This is a genomic window from Paenibacillus sp. J31P13 (assembly GCF_056269295.1).
Window position 1 is genome coordinate 453035 of the sequence record NZ_JBWDNR010000004.1, and the last position, 20060, is coordinate 473094.

The following is a 20060-nucleotide window of genomic DNA, read 5'->3' on the forward strand; positions in this document are numbered from 1 at the left end:
AGAATATCCCTTCCATTACGTCAATTATTTCAATAGCTGCTTGTAATTTTCCAAGCCCTTGTTTTGAATTTTTTCTAATTCATCAAACTGCATCGATTTTACCGTAGCGACATAGCTATCAAATTTACTTAACGGTTCTTGCCCGATAATAAATTTACTGATCATTTCATCTACATACGTATTAAGCTGCGTGGAAATTTCATTAAACTTTTCTGCTTCTTCATCTGTGTATTTCAATGAAGGGATTGGATCTCTAAAATAATCATTATCCACGTAGTTAAACAATTGCTTACATGCATCTTCACTGACACATGAAGCCTTCTCGTATAGTGGATCCTGACGGAATCCAATTAGCGCCTGTGCTCCGATACGATGAAGCGCTTTTGCACTTCCATCCCCATTTTTGGTGATTTTATCTGTATATTGGATTGAACCATCTGCTTGTTTCGTGTATGTGTCGCCCTCTACACCAAAGTTTAAGAGAAGTTGCCCTTCATCGCTATAAACATAATCAAACAGCTTCATCGTAGCTTCTATATGTTTATTTTTGCTGCTAATTGCCCATGCCCAGGGCACAGTAATGAGTTGTTGTCTGCTCGTTAGCGCTTTATCCCCTTTGTTTAATACTGGTGGAGGCGTAACTTGATAATTAAAGCCTTTGATTTGTGCAGCCTCTGGTCTGGCGTTAAAAGCGGCAACATAACCAATCCAGTGGTTGGTGGAGCCAACCTTATCGTTAAAAATCATCGTCGTATAATCTTTTTCCTGTCTGGATAACATCTCTTTATCCAGTAAGCCTTCACTGTACCATTTATTCATTGTTGTTAAAAATTCTTTGGCTCTTGGATCGATAGGAGAATACTCCATTTTACCATTTGCCTCGAACCAGCGTCCATCTGCATTCAAATCAATACCCCATGCATCTGCAAAATTCAAGTAATACGTATCGGGTGCACCTGTTGTTGCAAAAGGAATTTCATCATTGGGATCTCCGTTGCCGTTTGCATCTTTTTCTTTAAATGCCGTTAACACATTATACCAATCATCTATTGTTTCCGGCACTGCTAATTGCAAGCGATCGAGCCAATCCTGACGGACTAGTGGTCCTTCAGATGTTTGAACAGCAGACAACATCGGAATAGAATAAATACTGCCGTCAACACCCATGGCTTGTGTTTTGGCTTCTTGGTTATCCATCAAGTATTTTTGAAGATTTGGCGCGTCTTTCATGTAATCATTGAGTGCTATAAATGCACCCTGCTGCCCGAATTTATTAAAATCACGCGTTCTGCCTGAAATGATATCCGGGTATTCGCCTGATGATACCATAATAGGAAACTTCTCAGTCATCGTTTTTGTATCGCCTGTAATAAATTCAAATTCAATATTCAATCTTTTTCCAAGCTCTTTCCATATTAATGTTTCATTCGTATACAAGGCATCTGATGCCCGGCTTGCAATGAAGACGGAAAGCTTCACCGGTTTGGAGGAGCTGCCCTCTTCTTTATCTGTTGATGAGCTGTTGCCTGCAGTATTGCTACTACACGCTGAAATCAATAAGGATAGGATTAATAGGAGGACAATCAACGCATTCCACTTTAAATTTTTCACCATTTCCAAAACCCCCAATAAAATTGTTATTATACAGCCCATTCCGTTTTCAGCTCTTCCAAAACCTGATAATCAGCTAGCTTTTCACTGCGCCGATCATCACCCCCTTAACAAAATACTTTTGCAGGAATGGATAAATCGCAATGATGGGCAGCGAAGTAATAATAATAGCTGCATATTGGATGGTAATCGGCAGCACCGCTGCATTTTGCACAAGAGCCTTCTCCATCTCTCGATCGAAAGAGCTGTCGCGAATAATTCGGACGAGCACCGCCTGCACAGGCAGCAGCTTCTCGTTATTGAGCAAGATCATCTCCCAGAAAAAGGAGTTCCATTTGCCGATTGCATAATAAAGCCCAATAGCAGCTAGAACCGGTTTGGATAATGGTAAAATAATTTGAAAAAAGATTCGTAAATCATTGGCACCATCAATTTTGGCAGATTCCTCGAGTTCCCTGGGCAAGCTTTCAAAATATGACCGAACGATTATAATGTAGAAGGTTGATATAGCTGCATACAAAAGAATAGAAAGCCTGCTGTCTAAAAGATGCATATTTTTCATAACCAAATAAAAGGGTATGATTCCGCCGCCAAACCAGAGTGTAATGACAAGGAAGACAGTCGCTATATTCCGAAACTTCCAGTCCGTCCGCGATAGGGGATATGCCGCTAATGCTGTCAATAAGAGACTGAGTATGGTGCCGACAACGGTATAGAAAATCGTATTGCCATACGCAACCATAATACCTTTATAGCTAAGTACAGTCTCAAAGGCAGCTGTATTGAACCCCTTTGGCAGAAGAAATACTTCGTTCCGCATCACGTTTTCCGTATCACTGATTGAAATGCTGAAAATAAACAGAAACGGATAAAGCGTTACGATACATACCGCAATGATAAATGCATAAACAAGCGCAGCGAAGAGTAAATCTCCCTTTTCTATTTTCTTTTTACCTACTGCCATCCTCTTTCCGCTCCTTTACCACAGAGATGTTTTGCTTACTTTTCGACTCAAGAAATTCGCACCGTATACGAGAATGAATCCAATAACGCCTTGAAACAAACCTACCGCAGTAGCGTAGCTGTAATTGGTATCCACTAATCCTTTTCGATACACATAAGTATTAAGGACATCGGCTGTTTCATAGATCGTCGGATTATACAGGAGAATGATTTTTGTAAAGTCGGTATTCAGCATTCCACCCAAATTCAGCAGCAGCATGATGATAATAGTAGGCACAAGGCTCGGAAGGGTTATGTACCAAAGCTGATTCCATCGATTGGCTCCATCGATTTTAGCAGCCTCGTACAATTCAGGGCTGATTCCCGACAATGCTGCAATATAGATAATGGCTGCAAAGCCGGCTCCTTGCCAAATACCAAGAAACACATAGATGGAGCGGAAATAATCTGGATTTTGGAAGAAGTAAATGCTCTCGATGCCGAATTTGTTCAATAGAATGTTCACGATTCCCACGCTAGGGGAGAGAAAGGTTAGGGCCATACCACATACAACAACCGTTGAAATAAAATGAGGTAAGTAACTAATGGTTTGCGATACTTTTTTGAAGGTCATATTTTTGATTTCATTGAAACAAAGGGCAAGGATAATGGGGAGTGGGAACCCAAATATTAAGCTGTAAATATTCATAAGCAGCGTGTTTCGCATTAATCGAAAGAAATAGGGATCATTAAAAAATTGATTAAAATATTTCAGCCCCACCCAGTCACTGCCTGATATTCCTTTGACAACATTGTACTTTTGGAAGGCTATGACTAATCCGTACATCGGCCAATAAGCAAATAAAGCAAACCAAACAAGGACAGGCAGAAACATTATATATAACCATTTATTTTTTACGAGCTCGCCTGTAATAACTGTCATTCTCGATTTTTTTACGGTATAACTTGAAGTTCTCATAACCCCATTGCGCATGCCATCCCCCACCCTCATTTTGCTAATCAAAAATCGATTCCCTCTTTTAATAAATACATTGTCCTTATCAATTGATTATCCTTATAATAATGATCCCGGCGATACCATCCGATGATACAAATTACAATGACCCAGTGATCCAGCTTCCCAGCCATAAAAAGCGTCAAAAGGAAGCTTCCTATCTTGCAGCTCTTCAATCTCTTGAATATTGCCGTTTAAGTATTCGTTTATCCGACTGATGGCCGTATCCATACGCGCCAGTAAACCACCATACCGCATATCTATGACTTCCCAGCCGAAGGGTTTATTCGTTTCAAACCATTGGGCTCGATGTGCATCCCTTAATTCAGTAATGCTTGCTATCAGTTCTTTCATTACCTGGTCTTTAATCCATCTCAACTGCTCCTTGTCCCCTGAATCATAGCTAGCTTTAATCCTTACGCCTAAGTCGCATTTCATTCGAAGCACCTTACTTAACTTCTCGTAAACTAGAAATAAGAGGGACCACGGACCGCTATTGCGTGAATATTCAATCATTTCTAGTTCCCAGCTTGCATAATGCATAGCCAAATCATGCTGTTGCACATGATGATCAAACAATCCTAGCAACACATCCTGCCATAATAAATAGCGGGAGGGATTAGCTTCATTTAAATTATCCTTTGTTGTTCCAGGCGTTTCATCTAGATACTTCACATTCATAAATCCTTCGAAATCACCCTCGGTACAGAACTGAAACCGCGACTTCAATTTCTCTTCAGTCACTTCAGCAGCATATGTATGCTCGGCATACAGCTGCAGACCCAAGATTCCAGAGAAGGGATTGCCCTCGGCTCCGTTGTCTCCCCACATCGTTGCAAAGACTTCCTTAACGCCTTCTTTCTTACAAGCCATTAGCCCGGCATTTGTCGACCGAAAGGTTTTTCCGTAATTCGGTACGATTCCTGTCCAGGTCCATATGCCCCCAGCAAAAATAGGATCTGAACCAAAGCTCTTATGCCGATTTATATAGTCCTGATAGAATTCTTCTTCAACATGGTAATAATCCCAATATATAAATTGAACATCGCTCGGCATGCTCGCAATCACATCTTGCGGGATAAGCACATTCGGATCATAATACTGACCCGATTCCGATCCTAGCCTGAAGTACATATCACTCCAAATCATCGGCTTTAACTCATATTTAGAGGTGATTGCAAGAACCTGGCTTAAATGATCATTCATAAGATCGAACCGTTTCTTATAGCCATGACGATCTAAATATTTGCCTAAACCAAGCTGATGCGCTTCATCCATCCCAATATGAATTCTTTTGCTTCGAAATGGTGCCGTAGCCGATGTAATCATTTCTTCAATAAACTGATAGGTGGCTTCCTCGCCAATAAGCAATATATCATCTGTATCCTTGATGTTGTCGGCATATTTCCATTTTAATGCTTGGGTTAAATGAGCTAGTGTTTGGATGCATGGAATCATTTCAACCCCAAAGATATCTGCGTAATCGTCACATTCTTTTAACTCTTCTAGCGTATATCTTCCACGCATGTAGCCAAAATAAGCTTGATTGCTTAGCGTAAATGTATCCTCGGTGTAGAGCATGAACGTATTCAAACCCATTGTCGCCATCATTCGAATGAATTGCTTAATGCTATCTACTTTAAGAACGCTATTACGCGATACATCGAACATAGCACCAGCATTGTCGAATTGAGGGTTTTCAATGACATGGAAGCGTTTACTTATTTGTGCATTTTCTATAAACAATCCAAGAGCTCGATAGAAGTGAATGGGCTGCTCGTAATAAATGAATCCTTGTCCTTCATCATAGCCCGCTTCTAGTGTTCCTGCCCTCTTGTTCACTTGTACGTGAATGCCTGTTTCATGAAGGTGAAAATTCAATACCTTTTGTAAAATATGAGCCCCTTTAATAAGGTTCTCACTCATATCACCACTCAAATGTAAGTGCACGCAATCCACTCCTTATATCGATAGCTATAATGTAATTTATTGGATTGCGATTATTGTATCAAAATTTATTTATTTTGTACAGTGTCCTTATTAATTAATTTTTAGCTCATTTCTTGTCTTATTTTGAGATGTTTTTGGAAAACTAATGATGCCGTATACGTTCTATGGACATAAATCGGTGCTCCTAAACGTATAGCTATGTTATACTTTCTCATAGTCAATTTTTATACAAATTCCACATCAATTACAAACATCATTATAAGGAGCTTATATGTCTCAACCAACCATAAAGAAACCCTACTTAACTGAGCTTGAGATACTGCGCGCATTCGGTATCCTAGCGGTTATTATGATTCATTCAACATCTTCTGCTGTCGTTACATATGATCCGCATTCGATGCTTTTCACGATTTTAGCAACGCTCAATAACCTATCAAGATTCGCTGTTCCTCTCTTCATTTTGATCAGTGGTCTGACGCTTTTCTACAATTACAAAGACAAACCATTTAACCTAGAAACGGTTAAAACATTCTATATGAAACGCATCACAAAGCTATTATTGCCTTTTCTTATTTTTTCGCTGATCTACTACGCGGTTATTATCTATTCCAGATATGGGTTTTCGAGCATCGAACAATTTACATCGTATTTTCTAACTTGGAACTTCTTTGTTAAACTAGCCATTGGCAAAACGTATGCGCATATGTACTTCATTTTTATTATCATACAGTGCTACTTGTTGTTTCCGCTTATATGGTACATTCTGCGGAAATGGCCGAAGACGGTAAAATGGCTGATTATGGCGGGTCTGGTCGTACAATGGCTATATATGCTGAATGCGAAGGACATGGGAATTAAGTATGTGACGAGCGGATTCTTCGCGTACAGCTTGTACTTTTGTATCGGGGCATATATGGGTCTCCATTATACGGAGGTTCAGCAATATGGGGAGCGTAACCGTAAAAGCGTGACTTTGCGGATCGCTTTGATCAGTCTTTGCGCGATTTTCAGTGCCTTTAACGTCATGTACGCTATACGCAAGGCGCAAGAAAAGATAGTCATAACCGATCTTTGGTTCATTGAGCTCAAAAATGAATTGTACATTACAGTTTCATGCCTTCTACTCATTCAATTGGCACTCTGGATCAAAGGTACCCGTCTTGCGTTTCTGAAAAAAACACTCCTCCATCTAGGCAACGCATCCTTTGGCATCTACTTGATCCATCCCTTGCTGTTGAGATATTACAGAATGATGAAAGTAAGCGAAGAGCCTCTCATCTACGGGGTTTGGATTGCCGGAGGCTTTATCCTTGCACTCCTTGGCTCGTGGATTATTGTTACATTGGCTGGGAAAGTAAAGGGACATTGGATTCTATTCGGACCGATCTCACTGAAACGATAACTTTTTAAATAGTGTTGCCCCTTCAGCCAAACCATGGTTGAAGGGGCTTTTTTTGACCTTAAGACAGTATCTTTTTCACAAATTCAGATTTCAATTTCATAGCTCCGAAGCTATCAATTTTACAATCAATATCATGATCGCCGTCAATCAAACGTATATTTTTGACTTTTGTACCTATTTTAATGACCAGCGAGCTGCCTTTTACTTTTAGGTCTTTAATAACGGTAACAGAATCACCATCGTTTAATATATTTCCATTTGCGTCCTTAATAATCCGTTGGTCATTACTATTTGCGCTCTCTGTTTCTAGAGACCACTCATGCGCACATTCTGGACAAACCAACAGGTTCCCATCTTCGTAAGTGTATTCGGAATTGCATGCAGGGCAGTTTGGTAAGCTAGACATCGTTTCATGTCCTCCATTCATTATTTTAAAGCGCTCTCCTTGAAGTTGCCTTACAAGTATATTGGATTATCGGTCATGAATCTACTACATGCATATATTTGATTAACATATATTGACACGTTATATATTGAGGTGATATATTAAAAAACGTAATATTACCATAAAAAGTATATGTTGCTAGTTCGAGACACTTTACAACTAGATATAAGGAGGCAGCTTTTTGAACAGTCAAGATGTCATTCTAGGTATGCTTATGAAACGTCCATTATCCGGCTATGAGATTAAACAATTATTTGAGGATATCTTCTCCTATTTCTGCAGCTCCAGCTACGGAACGATTTATCCTATGCTTCATCGGATGGAAAAGGAGACTTTGATAACGAAGGAGGTTGTGCTGCAAGATGGCAAGCCTAATAAAAATGTATTTACCATTACTGAGGAAGGAATAAGTCGCTTTAAAGAGTATTTGTATAGTCCTATGGAAAGTGACAGCATCAAGTCAGATTTTTTAACGAGGCTTTATTTTGGCCATTATGTCAGTAATGAATTAGTAATCGGCTGGCTGAAGCAAGGGCAAGCACATACTCAAAAACAACTAGATGAGTTAACAGAGAAATATGCCATTTATAAAGATAGCATGATGCCAGGACATATGATATGCATTGAAATTGGAATTAAGGAATATAGTGCTAAGCTGGAAAGCATCCAGGAAGGAATCGAACGTATGGAGCAATTAGAAGCTAAAGGAGAGATTTAGAATGGCTAAATCCGGTTCAAATCAAAAGCTTATCATCCTCGCTATGGCACTCGGGTTATTGATGGCATCTTTGGACAATACAATTGTGGCTTCATGTATTAACAAAATTAGCGAGGACTTCAACATTTTTGATAAAGTAAGCTGGGTATTTACAGCTTATATGCTAGCTGCTACAAGTACAATGCTCGTTTTTGGAAAAATGTCTGATCTGTTCGGCAGAAAGCTGTTCTATATGATCGGAATTGGCTTATTCCTTATCGGGTCTGCGCTATGCGGCATTGCCCAGAACGCGGATCAACTCATTTGGTTTCGCGTCATTCAAGGAATTGGCTCTGGCTCACTGTTTCCCATCAGCTTCACCATTATTTATACGATATTTAAAGACCCTAAGGACGCAGCGAAAATGTCTGGTGTATTCGGAGCTATCTTTGGTCTTTCATCAGTTGCGGGTCCGCAGCTAGGCAGTTTTATTGCTGAACATTTGGGCTGGCGATGGAATTTTTATATTAATGTCCCCATCGGTATAGCTTCCATGGTTGTGTTGATGTTTGCTCTAAAGGAAACGCGCTCTGAGCTTAAACCAAAAATTGATTTTCTCGGAACGTTATTCCTTATCATCACAACCGTTTCATTAATGCTTGCCCTTGAATGGGGCGGCAAAACGTATGCTTGGAGTTCATGGCAGGAAATTAGCTTATTCGCTATAGCCGCTGTAATCGGCATCGTATTTATTCTAGTTGAGCTGCGAGCAACCGAGCCCGTACTGCCGCTTACTATTTTCAAGAACAAGATGGTTTTGGGAACGAGTATCCTCTGCTTCTGCCAAGGCGTCATTATGTTCTCAGCCATTACTTATCTGCCAAGTTTTACTGTCGGGGTACTGGGACACTCCAACTCTAACGGTATACTAACCCCTATGATGGCTTCTTTAATCGCTGGGGCCATTCTATTCGGCTTTCTGCAATCTAAATTCGCCTTCCGTACACTAATGCTGTTCACCATGCTGATGACCATTATTGTAGCAACCCTGCTTTCATTTGTTAGCCCTGAGGCTTCCAACGGGTATATGATCGCACTTATGATTTTACTTGGTCTTGGCGCGGTGGGTCCTCTAATGAGCGTTGCGCAAAGCTCTATCGTTGCAAATGTTGATCCCAAATATATGGGCGTCAGCTCTTCCATTGTCGGCTTCTGGCGCAACATTGGCGGTATAATGGGTGCTACTATTATGGCTACGATCGTAAATAACAACCTGCATACCTTAATAACCAAGGGGGCTGATAAAGTCGGTATCCCTGCTGATAAAATCAATACATTAGCTAATCCAGAGCTCCTCATGCACGCTGGCGGTCAAATGGACCCTCAGATTCGAAAATTTCTTCAAGATGCACTGGGAACAGCCATTAATCACGGATTTACACTCAGCATTTATGTAGGTGTTCTTGGCTTGATTACGGCAATGTTTGTAGGAGCAAGTCGTCTTAGCTCCACAAAGAAACAACCATCTAGCGCTACACATATGTAGCCTTAGTAATGGAGTTCAGCATTTTTGACAAAAGGAAGGGACCGCTTCAGCGTCAATCTTGACGCCGAAACGGCCCTTTTTCCTTTGAATTATGGTTCAATTACGTTTACTCGTTCTCCACTTTCTCTTTTCTTATACTGTGTAGGCGACTCCCCCATTGTTTTCGTAAAAAGAATGGTGAAATAGTTCGCATTCTCATAACCCAAGAAATGAGCAATCTCCCCTACCTTCATATTCGTATTAAGAAGCAGACGTTTTGCCTCTCCCATCCTTCTGTACAACATATAATTTATTGGTGAATCCTTATACTTTTTCCTAAAGACATGCGAGAGATAATAAGCATTCATATGAAGCCCATCAGCAATGTCCTTTAAGTGAATATGCTTTAAATAATTTTGGTCCAAAAAATCTTTGATGAGCAGCGCTAACGCGTCCGGATCATTTTTGGGCGTTTCTTCATCCACTTGAACGAGTCGTTGTATGAGTGCAAGCAGCGTAACCAGTAAGCTCTTGCAGATCAGCTCATACCCTTGGTCTTGATTAACGGATTCTTCATACATAAATGAAAAAATAGTATTGATTTTATCCGCATACTCTTTTGTTTTTATTTGCGGCATTGCCCCTGCTGGAATAATATAATTGTCGCATAATCCTTCAAAATTTATGTTAGCCACTCCGCAATAATATGTATTTAACGGGCAAATGGGAGACGAGCATTCTTCATGAATAACGCTTTGATTATAAATTAATAAATCGCCTTGTTTGACTACATACGGCTGCCCATCCATCCTTATCAGGCCTTCACCCTCTGAAATATAAATCATCTGGCTCAAATTTTCATGCGAGTGGCTTGGGAATTTCCAGCCCGGACTTCCGTTTATCTTGCCGATATAAACGAGCTTGGGAGAATGGTCCGCTCCTGCTTTGCTCATGACGATCACCTTCTTCTTATATTCAACAACTAAATGGCTGCTTGTTTAACATATGCCAAGAGCAAGATAAATAACATTTTTATAAAAGAAAGCAAGATATCTCATTGTATTCACATGGAATAACTTTTATTATTAACTTACATTTTGTTATAGGATTTCACCGGATTCTTTACCTAATGTCACGTCCGGATCTCTGTATATTCATACTTTCAGAGAAGTCGGAGAAGAATGAAAGAGCAGATAATGAAACGAGCTGCTTCATTATCACCTCTTTAAGCTTCATTATAAACTGCAAATCGCAAACAGATAAGGAGTTGTAGCGAATGGCTAATATAGATTCACCGTTTACCTTTAAGAGCCTAAGTCTCAAAAACCGAATTGTAATGCCCCCAATGTGTCAGTACTCTGTTGATGCCGAGGATGGAACACCAAATGAATGGCATTATGTTCATTATGTATCTAGAGCCGTAGGCGGAGCAGGTCTCATTATTATGGAAATGACCGATGTCGAACCAGATGGCCGGATTACGAATAAGGATTTGGGATTATGGTCGGATGATCAGATTCCTGCTTATAAGCGAATTATATCAGAGGTCCATAAATACGGATCGAAGATTGGTATTCAAATTGCTCATGCTGGCCGTAAAGCTGAGGATGCTGTACAGCCCGTTGGCGCATCTAATATTTCTGAATTTGCTCTAACCGAAGAATCGACAAATGGTGAATTACGATTGCCGCGAGCACTTTCCACTGCGGAAACAAAAGCAATGGTCGTTAAATTCAAAGATGCAATTAGAAGAGCAGTCGAAGCTGGTTTTGATACGATTGAGCTGCATGGTGCTCATGGTTATTTAATTCATCAGTTTCATTCTCCTGGCATTAATAATCGGACCGATGAGTATGGACAAGATCTATCTCAATTCGGAGTTGAGGTCATTCAAGCGGCTCGCAGCGTGATGCCAGCGGATATGCCTCTTATCATGAGAATTTCGGCGATTGAATATATGGATGGCGGGTATGATCTGGAGCATGCCATTCAGATAGCAAAGCGCTATAAAGAAGCAGGAGTGGACATCTTCCACATTTCCTCCGGCGGCGAGGCTCCTCCAGGGAAATTAAAGCCTGCCAATCACCCCGGATATCAGGTTCCTTTTGCTCGCGCGTTCAAACAAGCATTAGAAGTACCTGTTATTGCAGTAGGTAAATTAGATGATCCGCATCTTGCAGAAGCCACGATCGCAAATGTAGACGCTGATCTTGTGGCAGTTGGACGCGGTATGCTGAATGATCCTTACTGGGCACTTCATGCAATCAAGACCGTGACTAGGAAGGTCGAGCCGCCGACTCCCTATAAAAGAGGCATTTAAGTGATAACCATATAGAATGGCTCAGTGTCATTTCTTAAAACAAACAAGTTTATCATTTGACTAGGAGGCGCTTAGCGCCTCCTTTTCTCTTTACCTATTACCATGAAATATAGTTAACAGTCGGAAGATCCCGTAACCAATCATCCCGCCTGATGTATTTAAAATAAGATCATCCACATCAAATGTTCCAATATACAGCAGCAGCTGTGTAACCTCGAAGCTTAAACTAAGCAAAAACGAGTAAAAAAATACGGTTATAGATGATGATGCCTTTTGTTTGAATAGCGTAGGTACCAATATACCTAATGGAATGAAGGCTATTATATTGCCAGCCACATTTTTTATTGCAAATGGGTTCGAAATCGATAGGTCTTGGATGCCTCTATTGATCTCCTTAAAAGGAATGTAATTCCCTTGTCGGTTAAAGATTCGATCAGGATCTTGCAGCGTACGCTGAAGCTGTTGGATGAGATAGGGTATATTAACGGAACCCATTTTAAATAATATCAACCTGATTAATAAATATAAATAAACGATAAAACTTGCTGCTAACAGCAGCTTCTTCAAGGTTAGTGTATATTTCAAAAGAGCTCCTCTCCTCGTTCCTATTGATTTCTATTTTTTTTACTTATATATCGTAACAATGACGCCATCCATGTTATTCCCTGATATCTCATAATGACGATCCGCCGGCACATAAATGGTTGTATTCTGGGAGATAGGATAATACATAACATCATACTTTTTACCTTCAATAACAATTGAAGCTGCTCCATGTTTTTTCAGATAACCGAGATATTCTTTCAATGTAAAATGGTGTTCCTTCATGATTGTGAGGTGAGGCTGACCCACATAGCTGAAATCTTGGGGCTCATATTTCATACTGCTCGCTTGGATACGATTTTCCTTATTCACTAATTGACCTTGATAAACCTGATCTTTTGCAATCTCTATAGCACGGGTATCAGCAATAGTCACACGTTGTACAACATGATCTTCCTTTCTAATCCCGCTGTCCAGCTGCATACCCTGATTTGCAACCCATAACAGCGCAAGAATGATCAAAAAAAAGACCCACTTTTTCATTTACAGCTACTCCTCTATCCCTCAATTACTACTAAGGATAAGGGCAACTGTTTAAATAAAAGGGGGTCAATTATAAAATTTTTCTTAAATTAGTCGGCTTCATGCGGCAGCTGCACTTCAAATTGTGTACGAACCGCATTGCTTTCAACGAAAATCGTCCCATGATGCTGCTCGACAATATTTTTTGCGATAAACAAGCCGAGGCCTGTGCCCCCCTCCTGCTGTGTTCGTGCGCGATCACCCGTATAATACATATCAAAAATATGAGGCAATTCCTCCGGAGAAATATGTACGCCGTAATTAATAACCTGAACCACGACATTTCCCTTATTAAGACTGCAATTAATATCTACAAATTGACCATCTTTTCCGTAGCGAATCGCATTGGTCAATAGATTCTCGAACACGCGCGCCAGCAGCTCTCCATCCCCAAAAATGAATAGATTAGGCGTAATATTCAATCTTGCTTTCACATTATTTTTCTCAAACACAGGATACAGCTCTTCATTTAATTGGATCAGGAGCTCACTGATATCAATTTGTGCTTTTTCAACGGGCAGCATGCCATTATTCATTCTGGTTATTTCAAACAGTCCATCAATAAGCTTCTCTAACCGTTGGGACTTGGTGTAGGCAATCGTTGTATAATGTCGAATTTGCTCATCAGTCAATTGATCATCCTTCAAAATCCAATCTAAATAGCCCAGCACGGAAGTAAGCGGTGTACGCAAGTCATGAGCCAAATTCACAACTAATTGATCCTTGCTGCTCTCTGCAAACTCTCCCTTTTCCACAGCCTCTTGCAGCTTTTCACTGGCTATATTAAGCTCCTCTGCGATCGTTCTAAACTCATCATTCGACGAAATGTATACCCTATTCTTAAAATCCCCATTGGCTAGATGATGAATCCCCTTGGAGATGGTATGAAAGTAGGTGGCATAGGGCTTGGTCAGTAAAAAGAAAAAAAGAATGGCGAGTGGGATAAAGATAACCAAGAAGGAGTTAATATCGCCGACATCCCTCATGAAATATCGAATGGGGGTTAATGGATTCTCAAATTTAACATGGTTACGATAATACAGCTGAAGAGCCTTATAGACGCCAAAGGTAATGATGCCGGACATTAGCATGCTTAACCCCAGCAACAATATCATTCTAGTCCGAAAGCTTTTCATTATTTTATCCATTGAATGTATACCCCACACCCCAAATGGTTTTGATGAAATTATTTTTGCTCTTATCTTCTCCAAGCTTTTTGCGAAGCGTACGAATATGCACCATGACTGTATTTGTATCACTTTCGTAGTAAGCTTCTCCCCATACTTGGCGGAAAATATTTTCCACATTAAAGACCTTCTTCGGATGACTGGCAAGCAAATATAAAATATCAAACTCCTTTGGTGTCAGCTCGATCGTCTCTCCATAAAGAGTAACCGCATGCTGATCCAAGTAAATCGTCAATCCACCCGCATCTAGCACAGACTTATTGGAATGAGCTGTTTGATTAAATTGCAAGGAACGACGCAGCTGGGAATTTACACGAGCGACCAATTCCATAGGGTTAAAGGGCTTGGTCATATAATCATCCGCCCCCATTACGAGTCCTGTAATTTTATCGAGGTCAGATGTTTTCGCACTCAGGAAAATGATTGGCATATGATGCTGCTCCCGAATTTGGCGAGTAACCTCGTATCCATCCAGCTCTGGCATCATAATATCAAGAATCGCCAAGTCTATCGTTTGGGACTGAATGGCTTGAATCGCTTCTTTTCCATTAAATGCTTTGATTATATGATATCCTTCTTTCGTTAAGTGCATTTCAATCAAGTCAGCTATTTCTGCTTCGTCATCTGCTACCAATATCGTAATACGTTTCATTCTAAATCACTCCTAAATGTAATAACCGATAATTCATTATACCTACACCACTCCTAAACTATCCACTCGAGGCTTACAGCTCTTCCAAAAATAGATGATACAACGTTAAGTATTTGATAATCCTATATGGTTTAATATCGCCTCATAGTAATGAAATGGTTGATCGGGTTAATGGCTCTCTACTGCTCTTTATCAGCAACCAGCAGCTCCTGCATATAAGGACTTAAGAAAATATGATCAGGGTCCATTTGCGCTCTTATATTTGCGAAGCTCTGCCACATCGGATAACGCTTCTTTAAATGAGCTGCTTTGAGTGTGTGCATTTTGCCCCAATGAGGTCTGCCTTCATAGCGAAGGAAAATTTGCTCCATCACTTCAAAATAACGTTTATATGGCATACCTCGGTACATATGGACGGCAATATAAGCAGAATCTCGCTCATAGGCAGGACTGAGCCAAATATCATCGGCAGCCACATAGCGGCATTCTATTGGAAAATGAACATGAAACTTCTCCCGCTCCATCGCCTCTCGCATTTCACGGATTACCGATGTCATTGCCTCTTTCGGCAAGCTATATTCCATTTCATAAAAACGAACGGTTCTCTCTGTCGCAAATATCCGGTGGCTATAATTAGCTTTTGTCATTACGGGGACACTTGATGCGCTTAATCGACTTATCGTAGAACTGGCTGCGGGGATTACTCTGCAAATACCAGATAATAGACCAAAAAACGTATTTTCAATTAGTTTGTCATTGATATATTCAAGCACTTTATTCGTCGGTATAGGATGATCCGCCTCATTCAGCAGCTTAACCTGACAAGTCTCCGCATAAGGGAACCAAAAAAACTCAAAATGCCGATTATCCTCTATAAATCTCGGCAATTGCGTCAAACAATCCGATAAAGGCATTCGTCTACTTTCATAAGAGAGTACATAGGCCTTTCTTAATCGCAGCTTTACCTGAACAATAACACCAAGTGATCCTAATGAAACCTGCAACGCTTTAAATAAATCAGGATGAGATTCCAGCGAACATGTCATCACTTCCCCTAAGCCATTTACAACCGTTATTCCAATCACCTGTGTAGCGATACTTCCTAAGCGAACGCCAGAGCCATGGGTGCCCGTGCTAATTGCGCCCGCAATCGACTGGACATCAATATCGCCGAGGTTTTCTTGTGCCAGTCCTTCTGCATGCAGCAGTTCACCCAATAATCTTAGCTTCGTTCCCGCCCATACAACGGCTGTCTGTCCAGCGCCGTCAACACTAACAATGCCTTGTAATTCATCTAATGATACGAGCACCTGATCTGACGCAGCCACCGGTGTGAAGGAATGTGCTGATCCTACTACACGTAAATATCGTCCCTTTGCCATACATTCGTTGCGAACAATCTGTACGACCTCATCTATCGTTTTGGGATACTTAATAAGCTCAGGAGCGGCAACGACTGATCCAGACCAATTTGTCCAGCTCTTCCGATTCTCGCTCATAGGAAGCATTCCCCTTCTCCGCGGTATGTAAAGTACTCACCAACAATGCTATCACCCGATATTGCATACAGCTTGCTAAAGCGCTCACATAATTCCCCTGCCTTGGCATGACGGAAAAAGATTGGATCCCCTAGCGCGAGCTCCAAACCGCTTGGACATCGAAGCGGCGTTTGCACCTCGCCCGCCCCTTCTAGCGGGAGCAGCTTCATCCCCTCAGGCAAATAAGGCTGGGGCAATTTATCGACGCCAGCGGCACCCGAGGCCGAGTAACCCCCTCCCAAGCAGGTTACGATATCTGCTCTTGGTTTTCGGACAATCTCTACTGCATACCCCGCCGCAGGCAAATAACGAAATCCAGCATAATGATCAAAGAGAGCTGGAGAATAAAAGCCTGAGCCGACCGTAATTTCTGTTACATCGGGCTCCCGTTTGGAGCTATCCAAGCTGCCGGTTCCGCCGGCATTTACAAATCGCAGCTCTACGCCTAGTGCATGAATGCCTTGCATCACTTCCGCGCGTCTCTTTGCCACTTCCCGAATAGACCGAAGCTTCAACTGGCGGATGATTCTATTTTTTAACCACTTGCCTGAAACCTGATCCGTAACCCCTGCGATTTGCGCCTCATAGCCCATTACACCGTCAAGCTTTAGCCACTTCGATTGTATAATCCGTTCGACAACCGGCTTAGCCTGAGCCCATGAGGCAATCGGTGATCTCCATATGCCAAAATGAAGACCGGGGTAATCCGCAGACATATCTATGTCGAGGCATACCAACGCCTGTATGCCGTTTGCTGCTGCAAGCTGCTCCATATGCTGAACATGCTGAATAGAATCAACCATAAAAACAACGATACGACCCTCAGCATCTGCCGCTTGTAAGAGAGCAGTAATATCATGTTTATCCCATGCTGGATAACCAATAAGCAAGTCATTGAACCCCTGTTTAAGTAAAAAAGCAGCCTCGCGCACCGTATAACACATTACGCCTTGAAAAACGTCATCCGAATACATAATTCGACGAAGAACCTCAAGGGATCGTATGGATTTGCTTGCGACACGCAGCTTTTTATCACCTGCCGCCATCGCAATGGTTCGACTATTCGCATCCAATAAATCAAGATTCACATATGCAAAGGGCTTTGCCACCTGCGAGAAAATCCTCTTATATTGCTCATATTGAGGGAGCTGAATAAGCCATTCTCCATTCTATGTTTTACTTGGATCTTTTTTACATCATATTCTTCGTTCTCTATTAGAATCCTCTATTATTCAAGTGAAGCCATTTACAGTCACGCGAAAGAGTTTTCTTCTTATGCTAAAATGAAATAACTGCTAAACCCAATAAAGTATTTTTTTATAATCATAGAAGAATTGAGATGATAGGGAATGAGTAAGGAAATGAAAGTTTTGGCTATCTCGGGGAGCCTTCGTCAGAAATCGTCCAATACCGCATTAATGAACGCCATTATCGATTTAGCACCGAAAAATATGATATTTTCGATTTATAATGGGTTGGGTGACCTTCCTCATTTTAATCCTGATCATGACAGAGACGAAGGACCCGCTTCGGTTAGTGATCTACGGAAACAGCTTATAGAGGCAGATGCGGTACTTATATGTACACCAGAGTACGGAAATGGCGTCCCTGGCGTATTGAAAAATGCATTGGATTGGCTTGTGTCTACAACCGCATTTATGAATAAGCCTACGGCAGTTATCAGTGCCTCGCCCACTCCGATGGGCGGTGATAAAGCACATGCCTCCCTTCTGCTTACCCTTAACATGATTAATGCCAAAATTGTAGAGGGAGGAACCTTGATCATCCCGCACATCTCTTTGAAGCTGAATCAAGAAGGTGTGATTACGAATAGCGAGCTAGAACGGGAGCTATTAAACGTGCTTCATGCCCTTGAACAGGCTTGACTTTATGATCCTCGCTTCAACTTCCTTTTTAACAAAGCAGCCATTTCTAATCTGTGGGTATAGACTAAAACCACAACATTTCCAAACCAAATCCATAGGATAGCGGCAGAGAACGACCCCATATACAAATAGACGAACAAGAGCAGCATGCCGCTTACTACCTGCAAGCCATCCGACTCCGTCGATTTCGTCCTGCTTTTAAGAATGAAACGGTCCCAAGCCATCATCAACGCTAAAATGACGGCATAGGCCAAAGAAGCCTCGAACGACGTCAACGCACTCCATATCCCGAAAGTAACTGCAATTGCCTTGCCTCCCCTTCCTTTCAAGAAGGGGGAGAAGGCATGCCCTGCAACAGGAGCTAGAGCAAGCGGAACAAGGAGATAACCCCGATCGTAGCCGCTGCCAATAACCCATAGTAAAGGAAGATACCCTTTTAAAAAATCCAACAAAACACCCGCGATACCAAACTTATATCCGGATGACTTCCATAAATTCAAGGCTCCCGGATTTCCGTCACCAACGTTCTTTAAATTTTTTTTGCCCGCTAGACCCAGCCAGTATGAAAACATGAGCGAACCAGACAGAAATAAGCCAACAGTCAACAGAATGATCATTGGTCCCGTTTGCCCCCTACTCGGACATGCCTGCCTTTCCAGCTGACATGCCCTAGAAAAGTCACCTGAAACATGGAATACAGCATGACAACAATGAAAAATAGAGACGCGAGTATGTGCAGAACAGGAATTAAAAATCCAAAAACACCAACATACTTAATAAAATAAAACAATTGAAACATGTACATGAAGTAACCGATTAACAAGGGCAAGGCCCATGAAGTATTCGCAAAAATAAACACGGTTTCTGATGCAAGGAGTCCTATCACCCAAATGGCGATAGGAATGATCGTCCACAGGCTGAGCGTCGAGGTGCTTAATACAGCTCCTTTACTAAAGCCCTCAACTTCACTTCGGATGCCTTGCGGGTACATGCGAAAGGAGACTAGGCCATACCCGATAAAATTAGTAACTGGCACTCCAGCCGCAACAAATCTCGAGCCTAGAAATAAATCATCCAGCACCTCGGATTTGATGCTTTCATGACCATTTATTTTTTCATAGTCCTCTCTTAACGCTAGTATGCAGGAGCCGTATAGACCTTTCCGAGGATTTTTCCTTTCAAAAATGGATGTAAACGCGAATATGCCCAACATATTCAAGATCATTGCGAGCCTTTCATAAAGCTTTTCCGTATGATGAAAAGGAACAACTGAAATAGCACCCTTGGACTGTTCTCTTGCCCTCAATAACGACGCCAGTCCATTAGGAGCTAGTCTGATATCAGCATCTAGAAAGGCAAAGATATCGCCAGAGGCTTGTAAGTATCCATTCCATACCGCCCAGCTCTTACCAGTCCAACCTTCTGGCAAGCTGCTGTTGGCAATTACTTTCACTCCATAGCTCTCAGCTATTTCTTTGGTCCGATCATTGGAGAAATCATCCACAACAATAATTTCGAAGGGTTGAACCGTTTGCGCCTGAAGGGATTGGAGAAGATGCGGCAAATTACACTCTTCATTTCGAGCAGGAATAATGACGGAAAGTTTGTATAAGCCTTGATAGGGCTCATGAGCAACAGCCAATGTATTTTTTCTGAATAGAAAAAAGCCGGAGAGACATCCGACTAGCATAAAAATAATCATCCACATATACCGATCCCCCTTCTTATTTCTATATATATGAAGGATAGGCGTATATTATTTTCG

At 41.4% G+C, this 20060-nt stretch carries 19 protein-coding genes; 5 read left to right on the top strand and 14 right to left on the bottom strand.

Annotation, left to right across the window (positions count from 1 at the left end; genetic code table 11):
• Positions 1-24: 24 nt before the first annotated feature.
• The 4 genes from AC0YOD_RS16270 to AC0YOD_RS16285 all read right to left on the bottom strand — a co-directional run bounded on the left by AC0YOD_RS16270 (position 25) and on the right by AC0YOD_RS16285 (position 5494).
• Complete coding sequence (locus tag AC0YOD_RS16270) at positions 25-1614, bottom strand: extracellular solute-binding protein (RefSeq protein WP_475800372.1); 1590 nt, start codon at positions 1612-1614, stop codon at positions 25-27.
• Between the two features lie 73 nt (positions 1615-1687).
• Complete coding sequence (locus AC0YOD_RS16275; protein WP_475800373.1) at positions 1688-2575, bottom strand: carbohydrate ABC transporter permease; 888 nt, start codon at positions 2573-2575, stop codon at positions 1688-1690.
• A gap of 15 nt (positions 2576-2590) precedes the next feature.
• Positions 2591-3532, bottom strand: coding sequence for an ABC transporter permease (locus AC0YOD_RS16280; protein ID WP_475800374.1), 942 nt, complete (start codon positions 3530-3532; stop codon positions 2591-2593).
• A gap of 96 nt (positions 3533-3628) precedes the next feature.
• Positions 3629-5494 carry a family 20 glycosylhydrolase gene (locus AC0YOD_RS16285; protein WP_475800375.1) on the bottom strand — a complete coding sequence of 622 codons (1866 nt, stop codon included), beginning with the start codon at positions 5492-5494 and terminating at the stop codon, positions 3629-3631.
• Positions 5495-5789: 295 nt separating this feature from the next.
• Between AC0YOD_RS16285 and AC0YOD_RS16290 the strand changes: the two genes are divergently transcribed.
• Positions 5790-6920 (top strand): acyltransferase, encoded by a 1131-nt coding sequence (locus AC0YOD_RS16290; protein WP_475800376.1) that lies wholly within the window; start codon positions 5790-5792, stop codon positions 6918-6920.
• Between the two features lie 58 nt (positions 6921-6978).
• On the opposite strand, the gene AC0YOD_RS16295 is transcribed toward AC0YOD_RS16290, so the two are convergent.
• Positions 6979-7326 (bottom strand): zinc ribbon domain-containing protein YjdM, encoded by a 348-nt coding sequence (locus AC0YOD_RS16295; protein WP_475800377.1) that lies wholly within the window; start codon positions 7324-7326, stop codon positions 6979-6981.
• Between the two features lie 220 nt (positions 7327-7546).
• On the opposite strand from AC0YOD_RS16295, the gene AC0YOD_RS16300 reads away from it, so the two are divergent.
• Positions 7547-8083, top strand: a complete 537-nt coding sequence (locus AC0YOD_RS16300) for a helix-turn-helix transcriptional regulator (protein ID WP_475800378.1) — start codon at positions 7547-7549, stop codon at positions 8081-8083.
• Position 8084: 1 nt separating this feature from the next.
• Positions 8085-9608 carry a DHA2 family efflux MFS transporter permease subunit gene (locus AC0YOD_RS16305; protein WP_475800379.1) on the top strand — a complete coding sequence of 508 codons (1524 nt, stop codon included), beginning with the start codon at positions 8085-8087 and terminating at the stop codon, positions 9606-9608.
• Between the two features lie 89 nt (positions 9609-9697).
• Here the strand turns inward: AC0YOD_RS16305 and AC0YOD_RS16310 are convergent, their stop codons facing one another.
• On the bottom strand, positions 9698-10540 hold the full coding sequence (locus AC0YOD_RS16310; protein WP_475800380.1) for an AraC family transcriptional regulator: 843 nt from the start codon (positions 10538-10540) through the stop codon (positions 9698-9700).
• A gap of 323 nt (positions 10541-10863) precedes the next feature.
• Here AC0YOD_RS16310 and AC0YOD_RS16315 point away from each other — a divergent pair, with 323 nt between their 5' ends.
• Positions 10864-11907, top strand: coding sequence for an NADH:flavin oxidoreductase/NADH oxidase (locus AC0YOD_RS16315; RefSeq protein ID WP_475800381.1), 1044 nt, complete (start codon positions 10864-10866; stop codon positions 11905-11907).
• A 90-nt stretch (positions 11908-11997) separates the two neighbouring features.
• On the opposite strand, the gene AC0YOD_RS16320 is transcribed toward AC0YOD_RS16315, so the two are convergent.
• From AC0YOD_RS16320 to AC0YOD_RS16345, 6 genes are all read right to left on the bottom strand, one after another.
• Positions 11998-12492, bottom strand: a complete 495-nt coding sequence (locus tag AC0YOD_RS16320; RefSeq protein ID WP_475800382.1) for a VanZ family protein — start codon at positions 12490-12492, stop codon at positions 11998-12000.
• 39 nt (positions 12493-12531) lie between these two features.
• On the bottom strand, positions 12532-12993 hold the full coding sequence (locus AC0YOD_RS16325; RefSeq protein WP_475800383.1) for a hypothetical protein: 462 nt from the start codon (positions 12991-12993) through the stop codon (positions 12532-12534).
• A gap of 89 nt (positions 12994-13082) precedes the next feature.
• Positions 13083-14180 carry a sensor histidine kinase gene (locus AC0YOD_RS16330; protein ID WP_475800384.1) on the bottom strand — a complete coding sequence of 366 codons (1098 nt, stop codon included), beginning with the start codon at positions 14178-14180 and terminating at the stop codon, positions 13083-13085.
• On the bottom strand, positions 14173-14871 hold the full coding sequence (locus tag AC0YOD_RS16335; protein ID WP_475800385.1) for a response regulator transcription factor: 699 nt from the start codon (positions 14869-14871) through the stop codon (positions 14173-14175). Before AC0YOD_RS16335 ends, AC0YOD_RS16330 begins: the two co-directional genes overlap by 8 nt.
• Before the next feature lie 179 nt (positions 14872-15050).
• Positions 15051-16379: a D-arabinono-1,4-lactone oxidase gene (locus AC0YOD_RS16340; protein WP_475800386.1), complete on the bottom strand. Its 1329-nt coding sequence runs from the start codon at positions 16377-16379 to the stop codon at positions 15051-15053.
• On the bottom strand, positions 16367-17518 hold the full coding sequence (locus AC0YOD_RS16345) for an amino acid deaminase/aldolase (RefSeq protein ID WP_475800387.1): 1152 nt from the start codon (positions 17516-17518) through the stop codon (positions 16367-16369). The genes AC0YOD_RS16340 and AC0YOD_RS16345 overlap by 13 nt, the downstream gene beginning before the upstream one ends.
• Before the next feature lie 240 nt (positions 17519-17758).
• On the opposite strand from AC0YOD_RS16345, the gene AC0YOD_RS16350 reads away from it, so the two are divergent.
• Positions 17759-18295, top strand: a complete 537-nt coding sequence (locus AC0YOD_RS16350; protein WP_475800388.1) for an NADPH-dependent FMN reductase — start codon at positions 17759-17761, stop codon at positions 18293-18295.
• Between the two features lie 2 nt (positions 18296-18297).
• Here AC0YOD_RS16350 and AC0YOD_RS16355 read toward each other — a convergent pair whose 3' ends face one another.
• Together AC0YOD_RS16355 and AC0YOD_RS16360 are read right to left on the bottom strand one after the other, a co-directional pair.
• The gene (locus tag AC0YOD_RS16355; protein WP_475800389.1) at positions 18298-18912 is read right to left on the bottom strand and encodes a glycerol-3-phosphate acyltransferase; all 615 of its coding nucleotides are present in this window, start codon (positions 18910-18912) and stop codon (positions 18298-18300) included.
• A complete protein-coding gene (locus AC0YOD_RS16360) occupies positions 18909-20003 on the bottom strand; it encodes a glycosyltransferase family 2 protein (protein ID WP_475800390.1) in 1095 nt (364 codons plus the stop codon). The genes AC0YOD_RS16355 and AC0YOD_RS16360 overlap by 4 nt, the downstream gene beginning before the upstream one ends.
• Between the last annotated feature and the right edge of the window lie 57 nt (positions 20004-20060).